Raw genomic sequence first — 16,802 nt, forward strand, 5'->3', positions numbered from 1 at the left:
CCGCGCGCGGCACGACATCGGACAGTTCGATCTCGCCGCCGAGCCGCGCGGCCGCGCTGAACGCGAGATACAGGCCGACCCCGTGCCCGCCCTGCGTGCTGTCGACCGGCATCGCGCCGAGCGACTCACGCAGCGCGGCCGGAATGCCGGGCCCGTCGTCGCACACCTCGAATTCGATCTCGTCGGCCGCGCCGGCGTGCGCGACCTTCGCGGCCAGCGTCACGCGCTGCGGGCTCGCGCGCGCGGCGTTGTCGAGCAGGATCGTCAGGATCTGGCCGGCCGCGACCGTGTCGTCGAGCGCGACGCCCGCCGGGCGCGCACCGAGCAGCTCGAACTGCACGTGCGGATGCCGCAGGCGCCAGTGCTCGACGAACGTGTCGAGCCAGTCGTCCACCGGCTGGCGGCTCGCGGGTGCGCTCGCGCGGCTGCGCAGGCGCGCGAGCGCCGACGTGCAAAGCGTCATCTGCTCCTCGAGCACCTTCAGGTCGGCTTCGTAGCGGGCCAGCCCCGGATCGGCGCGCGCCGCGTCGCGCAGTTCCTCGGCAAGCATCGCGATCGTCGACAGCGGCGTGCCCATCTCGTGCGCGACGGTGGCGGCCTGCACGCCGAGCGCGACCGCCCGCTCGTCGCGCAGCAGGTGCGCCTGCGCTTCGCCGAGCGCCGCGTCGCGCTGGCGCAGCGCATTCGACATGCGCGCGACGAACCACGCGATCAGCCCGACGCTGACCATGAAGTTCGCCCACATCCCGGTACGGTAGTAGTCGAACAGGTTGGCCGGGTTATCCATGTTGAGCGGCACCGAGTCGAAGCCGAGCGCCGCGTAGCACGCGACCGCGAACGCCGCGAGCCAGATCATCAGGTGCCACGGCAGCACGGCCGCCGCGATCGCGAGCGAAGGCAGGTACAGCGACACGAACGGGTTGGTCGTGCCGCCCGACAGGAACAGCAGCGCGGACAGCGCGCCGAGGTCGACCCACAGCTGGCCGAGCAGCTCGAAATTGGTCTCGGGCCGCGCGCGCAGCACGCGCACCCAGGTCAGCGCGTTGAAAACGATTTCGAGCGCGATGACCATCAGCATCGCCGGCAACGGCAGATGCACGCCGAAATAGGTCTGCACGACGCCGATCGTCACGAGCTGGCCGATGATCGCGAGATTGCGGAGCCAGAACAGGTGACTGAGGTTGACGCGCCCGGTGGTGGTGATTCGTTGCATCCGGGCAGTTTACCCGTTTAGCGGGCAGCGCCTCTAGCGGGGCCGGATCGGAACGCGGTGAACGGGATGCGCTGCGTGCACGGCCGGTGCCGTCAGCCGGCCGCGCCGGCCATCCGCTGCGCGATCTCGTCGGCCAGGCATTCGGGGCACCGGCAGCGCGCGCCGGCAGCCGGCGGCGTACCGCCGGGCAAGACCGGCATCGACGCGCACCAGCATTCGAACGGTTGCGAGCGGGCGCCGCAGTCGAAGCTGCGCCCGCAGTGCGGGCAACGCGCGCGGCGCGGGGCGGAACGGGCGTCGGCGGCGGGATCGGTCATGGCGGAAACGCGGAAGCGGGCGTGAAACCGCCCTACGCGACAAGCATAGCGCGGCGAACGGATTTTGCACGCCGTCCATCCGGCCGACGACCGTCGTAAACGCTCGCGAGCCACCTCGGCACCGCTACCCGCGCACCGTTGCGCACACCGTCGCCCGAACGGCCGCCCGCATCGCGCCGCGCCATAGCCGGCGGGCCGCCGCGCGCTGTACCCGAGCCGCGCCGCACGTGTTCCGGCCCGTCCAAAAACCCGATGCTGCGCTGCGCCACTCCTGTACAATTCGCCGTGTTTCAACCGTTCCCAGCCAGAGCCGCCGCCATGTCCGAGCCCATCGACCTCTCGCAGATCGCCCCCACGCTGAAAGCAGAAATCCTCGCCGAGGCGCTGCCGTATATCCGCCGTTACCACGGGAAAACCGTGGTCATCAAATACGGCGGCAACGCGATGACGGAAGAGCGGCTCAAGCAAGGCTTCGCGCGCGACGTGATCCTGCTGAAACTGGTCGGCATCAACCCGGTGATCGTCCACGGCGGCGGTCCGCAGATCGATCACGCGCTGAAGAAGATCGGCAAGGCCGGCACCTTCATCCAGGGCATGCGCGTCACCGACGAAGAGACGATGGAAGTCGTCGAATGGGTGCTGGGCGGCGAAGTGCAGCAGGACATCGTGATGCTGATCAACCACTTCGGCGGCCACGCAGTGGGCCTGACGGGCAAGGACGGCGGCCTGATCCACGCACGCAAGCTGCTGATGCCGGACCGCGACAACCCGGGCCAGTACATCGACATCGGCCAGGTCGGCGAAGTCGAGGCGATCAACCCGGCGGTCGTGAAGGCGCTGCAGGACGACGCGTTCATCCCGGTGATCTCGCCGATCGGCTTCGGCGAGGACGGCCTCTCGTACAACATCAATGCCGATCTGGTCGCGGGCAAGCTCGCCACGGTGCTGAACGCCGAGAAGCTGCTGATGATGACCAACATCCCCGGCGTGATGGACAAGGACGGCAACCTGCTGACCGACCTGTCGGCGCGCGAGATCGACGCGCTGTTCGAGGACGGCACGATCTCCGGCGGCATGCTGCCGAAGATCTCGTCGGCGCTCGACGCCGCGAAGAGCGGCGTGAAGTCGGTGCACATCGTCGACGGCCGGATCGAACATTCGGTGCTGCTGGAAATCCTGACCGAGCAGCCGTTCGGCACGATGATCCGCTCGCATTGAGCGCGCGCCGCAAACCCTCCGGCCCCGACCTGCCGGCGTCGCTGCGACGCCGGCGCATCTCCCGCAGCCGGCCGCACGCCGGCTCGCCCGTCTGGCTGTTCGATCTCGACAACACGCTGCACCACGCATCGCACGCGATCTTTCCGGAGATCAACCGCGCGATGACGCAGTACATCATCGACGCGCTGCAGGTCGAGCGCGCCGAAGCCGACCGCCTGCGCACCGGCTACACGCAGCGCTACGGCGCCGCACTCCTCGGCCTCACGCGCCACCATCCGATCGATCCGCACGACTTCCTGCGCGTGGTCCACACGTTCGCCGATCTTCCCGCGATGGTGCGCGCCGAGCGCGGCCTCGCGCACATCATCGCCGCGCTGCCGGGCCGCAAGTTCGTGCTGACCAATGCGCCCGAGAACTATGCGCGCGCGGTGCTGCGCGAATTGCGCATCGAGCGGCTGTTCGAACGCGTGATCGCGATCGAGCACATGCGCGACCGCCGCACATGGCGCGCGAAGCCCGATCACACGATGCTGCGCCGTACGCTGCGCGCCGTACGTGCCCGTGCGTCCGACGCGATCCTCGTCGAGGATACGCTCGGCCACCTGAAGCGCTACAAGCGCCTCGGCATCGGCACGGTGTGGATCACCGGCCACCTTCCCGGCCACCTGCCAGGCACCGGACGCCCACTTTATGTCGACCAGCGCATTCGTTCGCTAAAATCGCTCCGACTGGGCACACGATCGGGGCGACAAAAATGCAGCCGACTTACCCGCAGGACCAAGCCGTAACCGAAGGCCGGACCACACCTGCCCGCCCGCGCCCGAAGCCGGGCGAGCGCCGCGTGATGATCCTGCAGACCCTCGCGGCGATGCTCGAGGCGCCGAAACCCGAAAAAATCACGACCGCCTCGCTCGCGGCCCGGCTCGACGTGTCGGAAGCCGCGCTGTACCGGCACTTCCCCAGCAAGGCGAAGATGTACGAAGGGCTGATCGAGTTCATCGAGCAGGCGCTGTTCGGGCTCGTCAACCAGATCGTCGCGAAGGAGCCGAACGGCGTGCAGCAGGCGCGCACGATCGCACTGACGATGCTCAATTTCGCCGCGAAGAATCCGGGCATGACGCGCGTGCTGACCGGCGAGGCGCTGGTCGGCGAGGACGAGCGTCTGACCGAGCGCGTGAACCAATTGCTCGACCGGATCGAGGCGACCGTCAAGCAGTGCCTGCGGGTCGCGCGTACCGAGGCGCAAGCGCCCGACGGCGCGGCGCCGTTCGCGCTGCCCGCCGACTACGATCCCGCCGCCCGCGCGAGCCTGCTCGTCAGCTATGTGATCGGCCGGTGGCATCGCTTCGCGAAAGGCGGGTTCCAGAAACCGCCCGGCGAGCAGGCCGATGCGCATTTGCGGCTGATCCTGCAGTAAGCGTGGTCGGCGGCAAAACGGTTCATCGTCGCCACGCGCGGTCGGCAAAGCGTGCGACACATCGGGCCGCCCTCCGCCAGCGACGCCTCACTGGTAACTGAGCGTGAACGTCATTCGCCCCTTGGCCTTGCCCGCGGTAACGGTCGGCGACGTCTGAATGAATCGGGCGCTCAACGGGATCGAGAAGAAGCCGTTACCTGTCGTGCCGGCATACCACTGATTCTTGTTCCCCGCCACTGACGAGTCGGGCCCGTAGCTGAGCAGCGTCGAATCCTTGAAAACCTGGATGCCCAATCCCTTGGCCGTCGAATCGGACGAGAGATTCAGCGTATTCGACGTGTTGGACTGGTACGTGACGTCGGTCAAAGTCATATAGAGCTTCGCATCGACGCTCTCGTCACCACCGGAACAGATCAAGTTGATCGCGAAAGGCTTCAAATCCGAGGTCGAGCCGATCCCGGTGAATTTCTTTGTGGAATAGGTACCGAGATCCACATTTTGCGTCGCCGCAGCAGCATTACAGGTCGGCGCCTTGATCTGTAAATCACCGGACCATCGATAGCTGACGACTTTGTCCGTCAGAGAGGTCACCGAGTGAAAAGCAAACTCGCCCGACAATCTGCCTTTTCCCGTAATGGGGCCGATTTTGTAAAATTGCAGCATCACGGACGCTTTGTTACCACCACCAACACCTATCTCATATTCCGGATAATACGCATCCCGACTATCTATCGGAAGAAACTTCCCACTGCTCGCTATTTTTACCGCAACGCCTTCAATCCCCGATTGAAACATCTTCTGATTGACACCGTAAGCCGGCAAAGGAGAATGCCAATAAGAAAGGCTAAATATAGGGTACACACATCGAATCCAAAACGGCGGCGGGACATTGTCCGACTCTAGCGTTATGCCGAGTAACAGCGTGCCATCCGGCACATTGGGATTGAATGGCGGTATTTTATTGGCGTCGAAATTGTACTCTGCCGTCTTTAACGGACCAGTCGGATTGATGGTGAAGCAATAAGGGGCTGCGTGCGCGAGACCCGACAGCCCCGACATCATCGCCATCGCAATAATCCATTTCCATTTTTTCATCGCAATTTCTCTATCGATCAACTTGAATGTCTTTCGCGGGGCATCGACCGCCACGATCTTTCCGCGACGCGCCGCGTCTCTTCCAGTCAGCGCCCCGTCGGTGCTGGCGTCGCGGCTTGACGAGCGCGCGGCGCCTGCGACGTTGTCCGCGTAGACGCGTGTTACTCGCCGGGTGCAGCATCCATTCCATCGGTCGGTGGCTCTGCGCTGCGACAAAGCGCATCAACACGCTGGTAGCTGTCCGATCCCGAATGTTTTTCACGCACCGGCAGGTCATATGTGATGCGGCACCGCGCGTCGGGCTCCTCGCCCCATCTGACCGAGAGTTCGCCGCGATCCTCCAGCCCCCGGGCGAATATCTTGCTGGCCTGCCCGACTATGCCGACACGCTTGCCGTGTACGTCGATCACATCTGCACCGAACGGTAACGGCTTGCCGTTCGACCGCGTGGTGTGGATCACCGCCGAGCGGCCCATTTCGGTTTCATACTTCAGCATCACGATCGCCCCTGCGCGGGGAGCGATCTGCTGACTGGTGGATTTCAATTCGACATCGGTGGACAGCCCCTTCGGATCGATATCGACCGAATTGACGCTATAGGGTGTCAGGTAAGGCACGATCGCGTAGCCACGGCCATCCACTCGCAAACCCGATGAATTGAGGACGCGCGCCCCCTGGGCATTCTTTGCCTCGACGATCCCGAATGTTTCAGAAACCGGCTGCGACAGCGTGATCCCGCCCGGATGCGCAACCAACGCGCCGCGCACGCCGAGCGAGCCTTGCGAATACCCCTTTCCGGTGCCCGCGCTGGCCGAAATATCGGCTACGCGGCCGTGATACAGCACATTTGCACTGCCCGACGTGCTGCCCTGACCGGTGCCGGAAACGTGGTTGACGTTCACGCCGTACGAAAGATTGCGATCCGCGCCAAGCGAACCCGTCATGGCCGTCCGAACCTGCGTGCTGCCGCTCGTATCGCGTGACACGCTTGAGCTGATGGTGAGCGGGCGATCACGGCCGAGCGGAATCGTCAGACTCGCGTAGTAAAGCGTGCTCTGCCGGCCGAATTGCATCTGCTGCCGCGTCGCCTGGAGGTTCACGCTGATGTTGCGGATCGTATTGCTGTAACCGACCGAGTAGTTGATATCGGAACCGGCGCGATTCCAGTAATTCACCGTCGACGCCGTCAGCGATACGACGCCGCCTCGCTGACCGAGCGACTGACTGATCGTCGCCTGTGCGCGGTTGCGCGGACGCACCACGTTGCCTCCCGCAGTCAGGCCACGCTTGCTTGCGTCGCGCATCTGCATGGCATTGACCAGGTCAAGGAAGCCGCCGGTCGAATAGCGATAGGCTGCGATGGAAATGTCCGAGCCGGTCTGCGGAAGATTCTTCGAGTAACCGATTCGCATGCTGCCGCCCACCATCCGGCCCGATCCCGGAATCAGCGCGTTCGATTGCGTGTAGTCGAAGCTGAACGCACCGACCTTCGTGGCCAGCACGCCGCCCACCAACGCTGTCGCGTAACCCTCGGCGGCCGCCGCACCGACATATCCGGTCAGTGCATTCGTGAAACCGCGCTGCCAGGTTCCCTGGATGAACGGCGGATTGCCGGAGAGCGATGCATCGCGAAGCGTGCCCGCCGTGATGCTGTAACGGCTGATGCCCGGCCGCAACGACAACGGCAGCGCGGCATAGGGCACGCTGAAGGAATGCACGCGGCCGTCCGCCTCGGTAACGTCCACCTTGAGGTCGCCGCCGTACCCTGTCGCATAAAGATCGTTGATCTCGAATGCACCGGGCGCGACGACCGTCTCGTAAATCGTCGCGCCGTTCTGCCTGATCGTCACCCTGGCGTTGCTGTTGGCCACGCCCCGTACGGTCGGCGCGTAGCCGCGCAGCGAGTCGGGCAGCATCCGGTCGTCGCTTGCGAGTCGGGCACCACGGAACGCAACCGAATCGAAGAGTTCACCGGTGGTATACGACTCGCCAAGCGTGAGTTGGGACGACAGGCGCGGCACATCGCGTTGCACGAAAATCCTGAGGCTTTGATATTGCCCCTTGCTCTGCGAACTCCAGTTGTATGAACCGTCATGCCGAAAATGCCACGGGCCGAGGTTCATGCCGGCGCTCAGCCCGACATATCCCTGCGTTTGCGTTTCCGCACCGTGGCTGTTGTACATATAGACATTCGTGTCGTAGCCGAGAAATGCGGCGTTCACCCCGCTATCCCAGTACGCCTGGCCGACATAACCACGCGGATTTCGGCTGAGCGACATTTGCTGGATCGTCAGATCGAGACGTTGCGTGCCGAAATCGAAGTCTGCCTTTGCGCTGTCGATGACCTGTTCTATCGGCAGGCACGCGCCCGGCACGTCCAGCGCCTCGGCGGTTGCGGAGGCGAGCCGGGTCAGATCGACGCCGGTGCGAAGCAGCAGTGGCTTGTCAAAGCAGGCGCGCGCATTGCTGCCACGCAATCCGTCCGGCTCCTTGAACGGGACGTCGATACGGCCGACCCAGCGTTCGTTGACGTAAACGTCGACGTTGTATGTACCAGGCAGCACCGTGTCGCCCTTTTCGAAGCGCGAAAGATTGGTCGCCGCGCTGCTGCCAGGCGCGAGAAATTCCTTTTCGAACTCGATCGGCGCGACCATGAATCGCGCATTGCTCGATTCGACTTCAGCGGCCACCACCTGATAAGTGGACAACATCGACAGCACCGCGGCAGAAAGCGGCCGCAGGCGTGGCAGGATACCCTGCGCTTCGGGTTTTACGGTCTTCGTCATGGTGTCACGCACTTCATTACTCGGTGCGCCCGGAGACCGGGCAAAATGCTCCGTTGAAGGCGCGGTTGTGTCTTTCGACGTCGGGAGGCAATTCAGGGAAGGACGGCCGCGTCGATGCGGCCGGTCAGGCACGGCGCGGCATGCGTGCCACGCCGCCGCGGGTCAGCGTTGCGCCGGGCTCTTGAGCGGGTGCGTGCCCGGCACGCCGGCACCGTAGTCGTTGATGGACAGGTAATCGACTTCGGCGTCGGCATCCGGCTGCCGTGCCAGCCTTTCGATCGGGAAAGTTTCGGACGAGAACGGCGGGACGTAACCGTTTCCGGCGCTATAGCTGCGGCCGCCAGACTTCAGCGTGACCTCACCGAGATTGACGAAATACGGCGTCGGGTTCTCGCCTTTCAGCACATAACCGCCGCCCCCTTCGCTTCGCATAACCGACCATCTCACCTTCCCGGGTGCGTCCAGAGGATCGCCGGACAGCCCCTTCGGTCGGTACATCACCTTGATGCGGGTACGGAAGGCGAATTGCAGGTAGTTCTCGCCGGCTTCCTCATCCGTCGCTTTCGGCGGCACCTCGAGCGCGTTCAGCCAGAACAGCGTTTCCCTGTCCTGCGCAAGCGGTTCCCGGGTATAGATCATGCGGACCGTCTGCCCCTTCTTTGCATCGAGACGGAACATGGTCGGCGTCAACGTGAACGGTACGTCGATCGTCTCAGGCGACGCCTGAACCTCACCCTTGTCGATCCAGACCTGAACGAATGCGGGCCGGTCACCTGCATTCGTCATCTTGATCGACGTTTCACGCTCGGTGCCGCGGAAAATCACGCGCGTGTTGTCGATCACCACGCTCGCGTGTGCACTGTCGATCGCCGCGGCCGCGCTCAGGCCAAGCAGCGCGGCATACAATCCGTTTCTCCACGAAATTTTCATACGCATTCCTATTTAATATGTACTCGCGTCATTCCTGAGAAGCCGTCTCGCGTGACGACGAAACGGCTTGATACGAGAACGCGAAGGGGCGGCGGTGAAATTACCGGCCGCCTACGCGGCGTGCTTATTGATACGTGATCGTGTAGTTCACGCGCGACTTGACCGCACCCGCCGTGGCGTTGCCGAGCGACTGGTACTGTGCGTAGAACTGCAGGTCGGCCTTGCCCGAAGCAAGGCTGACCTTGTCGACGTTCTGCTGACCGATCGGCTTCGATGCATCAATCGGGTCGTAACTGCTGTTGAGCAGGGCAACTTCGACCTTCGTCGCCCCGCCGGCGTCAGGCTTCAGATTGCCGGTGGCCGAATTCACCGTCGGACCGGGCTCGAGGTACGCACTCACGATGCCCGTGGACGGCGTGCAATCGGTCAGGGACAGCTTGAACCCCTGACGACCGGCCCAGGAACCCGGCGCGGCCAGCGTCTTCGTGGACATCGGCGGCAGCGTGACGGTGAAATCCTTGCTGCCGTTATTGATCGTGCAGGTTGCCGATGTCAGCACACCATCGAACTCGACCAATCCGTCCGCGGCGTGCGCGGCGGGGGCAAGCATCAAGACTGAAATACCGGCCAGCAGCATCGGAACAAACGCTTTTTTCATGTCGATAATTGCCTATAAGGTTTAAGGTAAAGTTGAAATGTTCCGTCGCTTTTTTTCAGGACAAATCGATCATCCCCGTTGCCGGCGACGGCATTTCGCTGGGAATTTTCCGAAAAAACACAAGTTCATCACACCCATCGTCGTCCTAATTTATCGTCGGATTTCATCGTAAATGTACGAAAGTTCGTCGATCGACAGGCGTCACGCCATGTTTTATCGCCCACTGTCATCGATACATAACAATTGATGTCCGGCAGCGGTGCTCCTGCTTACCCTGTCTCGGGAACACACAACACTCGCACCTGCTTTGCCGCACCAGTTGATCGCGGTGCGATCACGCCCCAGCGCCCCGACCGCATCGCACGGCCGATTCACGACATGAATCGGATCAGTCACGGTGACCGTCTCCGTCGCCATTCAGTGCATGGCCCGTACCCGACATGACGGGTACGAACAGCGTGGCGCAATCGGGCATTCGCGATGCCGGTACGGCAACAATTCGGTCTGCAAATTCGAACTCGTCAAATTTCCAAACCCTCTCTCACAAGATACATTTCGCTCGAACATTCAAGCAAAACCGGAGTGAACCAGTGAAATGCAGGCATGTGCTCTTCAAATTTGGCATCGGTGGGCATTTCGCCCGCGCGGCGATACTCGCCGGCACGGCGATGTCATTGCCGTCCCAGGCCCAATCTCCCGGCGGTAACGGCCAGCGTGCGGACGGCACCGCGCTCGAAGTCGCGCCCGGCGACTATTCGACGTTCAGCCATGGCGCTCCAGCATTGGCCGCACTCAACGGCGGCACGCTCACTACCGGCGGCAAGACGCGCCTGTTCACGTTCGGCCACGGTTCAAGCGGCGCAATCGCCGAAGGGGCCCGCTCATATATCGAATTGAACAACGCCGAAATCCGCACGCGCGGCATATTCGGCACGGGAATCGATGCGCGCCAGGGAGGCAGCGTGGTGGCGCGACAGCTTTCCATCGATACGGACAATGACAGTGCCCACGGCGCCTATGTCGACGGCGCCGACAGCCACATCGATCTCTCCGACAGCCTGATTGCCACACGCGGCCGTGAAGCGCATGGCGTCGCCGTGCACTATGCGCCGGGCGCCTCCGTGAGCGTCGCCGATACGAAGATCATCACCGGCGGCGAATTCTCTTTCGGCGTGTTCGTGAGTCACGGCGACGTGCGTGCGGCCTTCGATCGAGTCGACATCATGACAATCGGCGACTACGCGTCGGCGCTGTCCAAACCGGGCACATCCACCGTCACGTTCAGCGACTCGCTCCTGCAAACGAGCGGCTATGCCGCGCTCGGCGTGGATGCCCGCGAAGGCCGTGTCGAACTCGCCCGCTCGAACGTGCTCACGCACGGCGAGAGCGCCCATGGCCTGTATGCCTCGAAGGAATTTGCGAACGCGCCCGTCGCACAAGCGATCGATACGTACGTCACCACAACCGGTGCGCGCTCGATCGGCGCCATCGCCCGGCTCGGCGGCAAGGTCGCGATGACACGCGGCGGCATCGTGACGAGCGGCGAACGCGCGCGCGGCGTGCTGTCGGCCGGCGCAGGCTCCGTCGCCTCGCTCACCGAGACGAGCGTCGAGACGCACGGCGCCGAAGCCACCGCGTTGCATGCGAGTGTCGGCGGCACGGTCGATCTGCTGCGCAGCGACGCCCGCACGACCGGCGCCGACGCGTATGGGGCGGCCGTCCATGGCGGCACGCTGACGATCGACGACGGCACGCTCGTCAGCGAGCGCCATGGCGCGATCGACGCATCCGATGCGACGGTCACGCTGAAAAACGGCACGCGCGCGATCGGCGGCAACGGCAAGCTGCTGTCCGTCCATGCCGAGTCGGGTGCGCCGGTACGCCTGACGCTCGACGAGCGCTCCCATGCCGCAGGCGACATCGTCAACCACCCGACCGACGACGGCAGTCCGACGCACGCGGTGACGGACGTCGCGCTCACGAACGCGTCCGCGTGGACGGGCGCGACCGACGCGGTTCGCACGCTGTCGCTGGACACGAACAGTCTCTGGACCGTCACCGCGGATTCGTCGGTCGGCTCCGTCGCGTTGAACGATTCGACGATCGCATTCGACGCGCCGGCGGCCCGAGGCGCGCCGACACCGCGCACGCTCGTGGTGACGGGCGACTATGCGGCCCGCAACGGCAAGCTCGTCCTCCATACGACGCTGCAGGACGACGCGTCGCCCACCGACCGTCTCGTGATCGACGGCGGCCACGCATCGGGCGATACCGGCATCGTCGTGAAGCGCGCGGGCGGCGACGGCGCGGCGACGACCGTCGGCATCCCGCTCGTCGAAACCCGCAACGGCGGCACGACCGATGCATCGGCATTCACGCTCGATGCGGCATCGGACGGCTACCGGAACGGCTTCGGTACGTTGTCGGCAGGCGGCTACGATTACATGCTCAAACGTGGCGGCGACGGCGGGCAGGCGGAAGACTGGTATCTCGTCTCCGCGGCAAAGCCACTGCCGCCGGTCCAGCCCGATCCGCCGATCGTGCCGGAAGTCGTCCCCCCTCCTCCGCGCGCCGCCGCACCGGAACCCGACGCGTATCTGGCAAACGCAGACGCCGCAGCGACGATGGCGATTCATTCGCTGCATCAGCGCGACGATCGTTCGCTACGCGCCGAGGCAACCGGCCCGCTGGACGGCGCCGTGTGGCTGCGCGCCGAGGGCCAGATGACGTCGATGTCGGGCGGCAACCGCAGCGTGTCGGGCAACGGCCGCCTGATTCACGCGGGCGCCGACCTGCTCCGCTTCGACGACGGCCGCGGCGGCAGCGTGCGCATCGGCGCGATGGGCATGTACGGCAGCCAGACGAACTGGTCGACACGCCCGCTGTGGAACCCGATCGAGGGGCGCGTCACGAACGCCACCGCGCGCGGCAGCGTGGCCGGCTACAACGTCGGCGTGTACGGCACGTGGTACGGCAGCCGCGACATCCTGACCGGCCCTTACGTCGATGCCTGGTTCATGTACGGCGCCTACGCGAACAGCGTCGGCGGCAGCCTCGCGGCCGATTCGTATCGGTCGCGCACCGTGACCGGTTCGATCGAGACCGGCTATTCACTCGGGTTCTACGAGCGGGGCGACACGCGGTTCTTCGTCGAGCCCGAAGCGCAGCTCGTCGTGTCCGACTATCGCGCGGACGCGCACGGCACCGCCGGCGGCCGCCTCGACGGCCAGGGCGCCACCGATGTGCTCACCCGCCTGGGCGTACGCGTGCACGGCGTGACCGCGATGTCGCACGGCCGTGAGTTGCGCCCGTTCATCGAGGCGAACTGGTGGCACGGCCCCGGCTCGCGCACGCTGACGCTCGACCGCAATGCTTTCTCGTTCAGCGTCCCGCGCGACCGCGCGGCGTTCCGGATCGGAGCGCGAGGCCAGGTGTCGAAGCGCTTCGCGATATCAGCGGGCCTCGGGGTGGAGGCGAACCTGTCCGACTATGCGGTGGTCAAGGGCGAGCTGGCGGCGAAGTACCACTGGTGACGGGGCGCGGCCTGCGCCGCCTGCTCCCGCGCAGGCGGTTCCGGCCGGGCCAGCGGATCCGCAGGGCCGGGCCGCCGGCCACCCCGCGCACCTCCCGAATCCGGGTCCCGCAATTTCCGCTATACTCGTCCGACTTGCCGCCTCCCTGGCGGCAGGTCGGAAGCGCGCCGATTTGCTGACTCGATTGCGGGCGCGCGAACCGGCCGGGGCCTTGATGCGTCGCGCGTCGCTCCCCGGCGGTTCACTACAAATGCGGCTAAAGAGGTCGTCAGCCGCGCACCTTCGACTCCGCGCCCCGCCGACACCATTTAGCCGCCCAGTCATATGGCATAAGGCGGAACGAATGGAATCGATCGGCATCGTCGCTCCACAGACCATGCACTTCGCCGAACCGCTGCGCTTGCAAAGCGGCAGCGTAATCGGCAACTATCAGCTCGTCGTCGAGACGTACGGCGAGCTCAACGCCGCGCGCTCGAACGCGGTGCTCGTCTGCCACGCGCTCAACGCGTCGCATCACGTCGCCGGCGTCTACGCGGACGATCCGCGCAGCACCGGCTGGTGGGACAACATGGTCGGCCCGGGCAAGCCGCTCGACACCAACCGCTTCTTCGTGATCGGCGTGAACAACCTCGGCTCGTGTTTCGGCTCGACCGGCCCGATGAGCGTCGATCCGTCGACCGGCACGCCGTACGGTGCACGCTTCCCGGTGGTCACCGTCGAGGACTGGGTGCACGCGCAGGCGCGCGTCGCCGACGCGTTCGGCATCGAACGCTTCGCCGCGGTGATGGGCGGCAGCCTCGGCGGGATGCAGGCGCTCGCGTGGAGCCTGATGTATCCGGAGCGCGTCGCGCACTGTATCGACATCGCGTCGACGCCGAAGCTGTCCGCGCAGAACATCGCGTTCAACGAGGTCGCGCGTTCGGCGATCCTGTCCGACCCCGACTTCCACGGCGGCGACTATTACGCGCACGGCGTGAAGCCGAAGCGCGGCCTGCGCGTCGCGCGGATGATCGGCCACATCACGTACCTGTCCGACGACGACATGGCCGAGAAATTCGGCCGTGCGCTGCGCCGCGCGGACGGGGCGCTCGACGCGTACAACTTCAGCTTCGACGTCGAGTTCGAGGTCGAGTCGTACCTGCGCTACCAGGGCGACAAGTTCGCCGACTACTTTGACGCGAACACCTACCTGCTGATCACGCGCGCGCTCGACTACTTCGACCCGGCGAAGGCGTTCGACGGCAACCTGACGGCCGCGCTCGCGCACACGCAGGCGAAATACCTGATCGCGAGCTTCTCGACCGACTGGCGCTTCGCGCCGGCGCGTTCGCGCGAGATCGTGAAGGCGCTGCTCGACAACAAGCGCACGGTCAGCTACGCGGAAATCGACGCGCCGCACGGCCACGACGCGTTCCTGCTCGACGACGCGCGTTATCACAACCTGCTCCGCGCGTATTACGAACGAATCGCCATCGAGGTGGGGGCATGAACCAGCAAGCACTGAATTCCCTGTCCGCGCGCGCGGACTTCCGCACGATCGCCCGCTGGGTCGAGCCGCGCTCGACCGTGCTCGACCTCGGCTGCGGCGACGGCTCGCTGCTCGCGCTGCTGATGGAAGAACTGGACGTCACCGGTTACGGCATCGAACTGAACGACGCGGGCGTGCTCGCGAGCGCGAAGAACGGCATCAACGTGATCCAGCAGAATCTCGAGGACGGCCTGCGGCTGTTCGAAGACCACAGCTTCGACATCGCGATCCTGTCGCAAACCCTGCAGACGATCCACCAGACTGCCGCGATCCTGCGCGAAACGGCGCGCGTCGGCCGCGAGTGCATCGTGTCGTTCCCGAACTTCGGCTACTGGTCGCACCGGCTGTCGGTGCTGCACGGCCGGATGCCCGTGTCGAAATCGCTGCCCTACCAGTGGCACAACACGCCGAACGTCCGGGTGCTGACGATCAAGGATTTCGAGGCGCTCGCGCCGGAAGTCGGCGTCACGATCCTCGACCGCGTCGTGCTGCACGAAGGCCAGCCGATTCGATGGGGAGCGAACTGGCGTGGTAGTCTTGCTGTCTACCGCGTCAAGCGCAGCTGAGCCGGGGGCCGTTGACGGAAGATCCGGCCCGCACGAGCGTGCGGCCGCCCCTCTCGCGTCGCTCGCACCGCCGCCTGCGCTGCCGCCGCAATCAGTCAACGCTACCCAGTTTCTGTCCATGTCGAAATCGCCACACGAGGCGCCCGCACTCACCGCTCACGAGGATCACCCCGGCTGGCGAGCCTATCTGAACACGCACATGCTGATCTGCGTGTTCCTGGGCTTCACGTCGGGCCTGCCCCTGTTCACGCTCGTCTATCTCGTGCAGGCTTGGCTGCGCTCGGAAGGCGTGAACCTGAAGGAAATCGGCCTGTTCGCGCTGATCCAGTTCCCGTATACGTGGAAGTTCCTGTGGGCGCCGCTGATGGACCGCTACATCCCGCGCCTGCCCGGCTGGCGGCCGGGCCGCCGGCGCGGCTGGATGCTGCTCACGCAGGTGCTGGTCGCGGGCGCGATCGCCGCGCTCGGCTTCGTGTCGCCGCGCGATTCGATCTGGACGGTCGCCGCGCTCACCACGCTCGTCGCGTTCTTCGGCGCGAGTTCCGACATCGTGATCGACGCATACCGCCGCGAGCTGCTGCGCGACACCGAGCAGGGCCTCGGCAACGCGGTGCACGTGAACGCGTACAAACTCGCCGCGCTGATTCCCGGTTCGCTCGCGCTGATCCTGTCCGATCACATGCCGTGGGACGCCGTGTTCGCGCTCACCGGTGCGTTCATGCTGCCGGGCATCCTGATGACGCTTCTGGTGCGCGAGCCCGAAGTGGTCGGCGCGCCGCCGCGCAACCTGCGCGACGCGATCGTGCTGCCGTTCCGCGAATTCATCCAGCGCGACGGCTGGGCCGGCGCGCTGCTCGTCATCGCATTCATCTTCCTGTTCAAGATCGGCGACACGATGGCCACCACGCTGTCGACGTCGTTCTTCCTCGACATCGGCTTCTCGCGCACCGAGATCGGCATCGTCGCGAAAACCACCGCGCTCGTCGCGAGCGTCGCCGGCGGCATCATCGGCGGCGTCTGGCTCGTGAAGATCGGCATCGGCCGCGGGCTGTGGGTCTTCGGCGCGCTGCAGATGGTGTCGACGCTCGGCTTCGCGTGGCTCGCGCAGGTCGGCCCCGGCTCGCCGGTGCTCGCGGCGCTCTACGACTTCACGGTCGCGGCCAGCCATGCGCTCGCGTCGTTCCTGTCGATCTTCGGCTTCGAGGTCACGCCGCATCTGAGCCCGATGACCGTCGCGCTCGCGCTCGTCTACGGCTTCGAAACCTTCACGACCGGCCTGACGATGGCCGCGTTCGTCGCGTACATCGCGAGCACGACCGACCCGCGCTATACGGCCACGCAGTTCGCGCTGTTCACGAGCCTCGCGTCGGTACCGCGCACGCTCGCGTCGGCCGCGAGCGGCTTCATCGTCGCGAAGATCGGCTGGTTCGACTACTTCATCGTGTGCACCGCGCTCGCGATTCCCGGCATGCTGCTGCTGTTCAGGATCGCGCCGTGGAACGGCGCCGCACGCAACGGCGAGGCCAGCCGTGCGCAGTAAC

The 16,802-nt window shown here is 65.2% G+C and carries 13 protein-coding genes; 7 read left to right on the forward strand and 6 right to left on the reverse strand.

The genetic code is table 11. The features are described 5' to 3' along the window. A partial coding sequence (locus ABY44_RS01380; RefSeq protein ID WP_431640763.1) for an ATP-binding protein occupies positions 1–1,213 on the reverse strand: 1,213 nt, incomplete at its 3' end. Positions 1,214–1,305: 92 nt separating this feature from the next. Beyond that, positions 1,306–1,530 (reverse strand): cysteine-rich CWC family protein, encoded by a 225-nt coding sequence (locus ABY44_RS01385; protein WP_059700458.1) that lies wholly within the window; start codon positions 1,528–1,530, stop codon positions 1,306–1,308. Positions 1,531–1,848: 318 nt separating this feature from the next. Between ABY44_RS01385 and argB the strand changes: the two genes are divergently transcribed. From argB to slmA, 3 genes are read left to right on the forward strand one after another with little or no spacing between them, the layout of a single operon-like run. Further along, positions 1,849–2,748 (forward strand): acetylglutamate kinase, encoded by a 900-nt coding sequence (gene argB, locus ABY44_RS01390; protein WP_006490510.1) that lies wholly within the window; start codon positions 1,849–1,851, stop codon positions 2,746–2,748. Continuing rightward, the gene (locus ABY44_RS01395) at positions 2,745–3,536 is read left to right on the forward strand and encodes a pyrimidine 5'-nucleotidase (RefSeq protein WP_059700460.1); all 792 of its coding nucleotides are present in this window, start codon (positions 2,745–2,747) and stop codon (positions 3,534–3,536) included. The genes argB and ABY44_RS01395 overlap by 4 nt, the downstream gene beginning before the upstream one ends. Continuing rightward, positions 3,503–4,165, forward strand: a complete 663-nt coding sequence (slmA, locus tag ABY44_RS01400; RefSeq protein WP_059700462.1) for a nucleoid occlusion factor SlmA — start codon at positions 3,503–3,505, stop codon at positions 4,163–4,165. The genes ABY44_RS01395 and slmA overlap by 34 nt, the downstream gene beginning before the upstream one ends. 87 nt (positions 4,166–4,252) lie before the next feature. On the opposite strand, the gene ABY44_RS01405 is transcribed toward slmA, so the two are convergent. The 4 genes from ABY44_RS01405 to ABY44_RS01420 form a co-directional block, all read right to left on the reverse strand. Then, entirely contained in the window at positions 4,253–5,314 is a 1,062-nt protein-coding gene (locus tag ABY44_RS01405; RefSeq protein WP_155637993.1) for a fimbrial protein, read from the reverse strand. A 107-nt stretch (positions 5,315–5,421) separates the two neighbouring features. After that, positions 5,422–8,046: a fimbria/pilus outer membrane usher protein gene (locus ABY44_RS01410; protein WP_060174247.1), complete on the reverse strand. Its 2,625-nt coding sequence runs from the start codon at positions 8,044–8,046 to the stop codon at positions 5,422–5,424. Positions 8,047–8,208: 162 nt separating this feature from the next. Then, positions 8,209–8,976, reverse strand: a complete 768-nt coding sequence (locus ABY44_RS01415; RefSeq protein WP_134256952.1) for a fimbrial biogenesis chaperone — start codon at positions 8,974–8,976, stop codon at positions 8,209–8,211. A 124-nt stretch (positions 8,977–9,100) separates the two neighbouring features. Next, on the reverse strand, positions 9,101–9,634 hold the full coding sequence (locus ABY44_RS01420; RefSeq protein ID WP_059700468.1) for a fimbrial protein: 534 nt from the start codon (positions 9,632–9,634) through the stop codon (positions 9,101–9,103). A 668-nt stretch (positions 9,635–10,302) separates the two neighbouring features. Between ABY44_RS01420 and ABY44_RS01425 the strand changes: the two genes are divergently transcribed. The 4 genes from ABY44_RS01425 (at position 10,303) to ABY44_RS01440 (ending at position 16,801) form a co-directional block, all read left to right on the forward strand. Further along, positions 10,303–13,167, forward strand: coding sequence for an autotransporter outer membrane beta-barrel domain-containing protein (locus tag ABY44_RS01425; protein WP_431640766.1), 2,865 nt, complete (start codon positions 10,303–10,305; stop codon positions 13,165–13,167). Between the two features lie 343 nt (positions 13,168–13,510). Next, positions 13,511–14,656: a homoserine O-succinyltransferase MetX gene (metX, locus tag ABY44_RS01430; RefSeq protein WP_059700472.1), complete on the forward strand. Its 1,146-nt coding sequence runs from the start codon at positions 13,511–13,513 to the stop codon at positions 14,654–14,656. After that, the gene (gene metW, locus ABY44_RS01435) at positions 14,653–15,261 is read left to right on the forward strand and encodes a methionine biosynthesis protein MetW (protein WP_021156285.1); all 609 of its coding nucleotides are present in this window, start codon (positions 14,653–14,655) and stop codon (positions 15,259–15,261) included. The genes metX and metW overlap by 4 nt, the downstream gene beginning before the upstream one ends. 118 nt (positions 15,262–15,379) lie before the next feature. Beyond that, entirely contained in the window at positions 15,380–16,801 is a 1,422-nt protein-coding gene (locus tag ABY44_RS01440) for an AmpG family muropeptide MFS transporter (RefSeq protein WP_059675221.1), read from the forward strand. The last annotated feature ends 1 nt before the right edge of the window (position 16,802 follow it).

The sequence above is a fragment of the Burkholderia sp. ZZQ-2 genome, assembly GCF_050768715.1.
In the GTDB taxonomy this organism is placed as follows: Bacteria; Pseudomonadota; Gammaproteobacteria; order Burkholderiales; family Burkholderiaceae; genus Burkholderia; species Burkholderia cepacia.

Coding starts and splice junctions, on each gene's coding strand:
- ABY44_RS01425 (WP_431640766.1), top strand. CDS start 10,303: ATGTCATTGCCGTCCCAGGCCCAATCTCCCGGCGGTAACGGCCAGCGT.
- ABY44_RS01420 (WP_059700468.1), bottom strand. CDS start 9,634: ATGAAAAAAGCGTTTGTTCCGATGCTGCTGGCCGGTATTTCAGTCTTG.
- ABY44_RS01385 (WP_059700458.1), bottom strand. CDS start 1,530: ATGACCGATCCCGCCGCCGACGCCCGTTCCGCCCCGCGCCGCGCGCGT.
- metW (WP_021156285.1), top strand. CDS start 14,653: ATGAACCAGCAAGCACTGAATTCCCTGTCCGCGCGCGCGGACTTCCGC.
- argB (WP_006490510.1), top strand. CDS start 1,849: ATGTCCGAGCCCATCGACCTCTCGCAGATCGCCCCCACGCTGAAAGCA.
- slmA (WP_059700462.1), top strand. CDS start 3,503: ATGCAGCCGACTTACCCGCAGGACCAAGCCGTAACCGAAGGCCGGACC.
- ABY44_RS01415 (WP_134256952.1), bottom strand. CDS start 8,976: ATGAAAATTTCGTGGAGAAACGGATTGTATGCCGCGCTGCTTGGCCTG.
- ABY44_RS01440 (WP_059675221.1), top strand. CDS start 15,380: ATGTCGAAATCGCCACACGAGGCGCCCGCACTCACCGCTCACGAGGAT.
- ABY44_RS01410 (WP_060174247.1), bottom strand. CDS start 8,046: ATGACGAAGACCGTAAAACCCGAAGCGCAGGGTATCCTGCCACGCCTG.
- metX (WP_059700472.1), top strand. CDS start 13,511: ATGGAATCGATCGGCATCGTCGCTCCACAGACCATGCACTTCGCCGAA.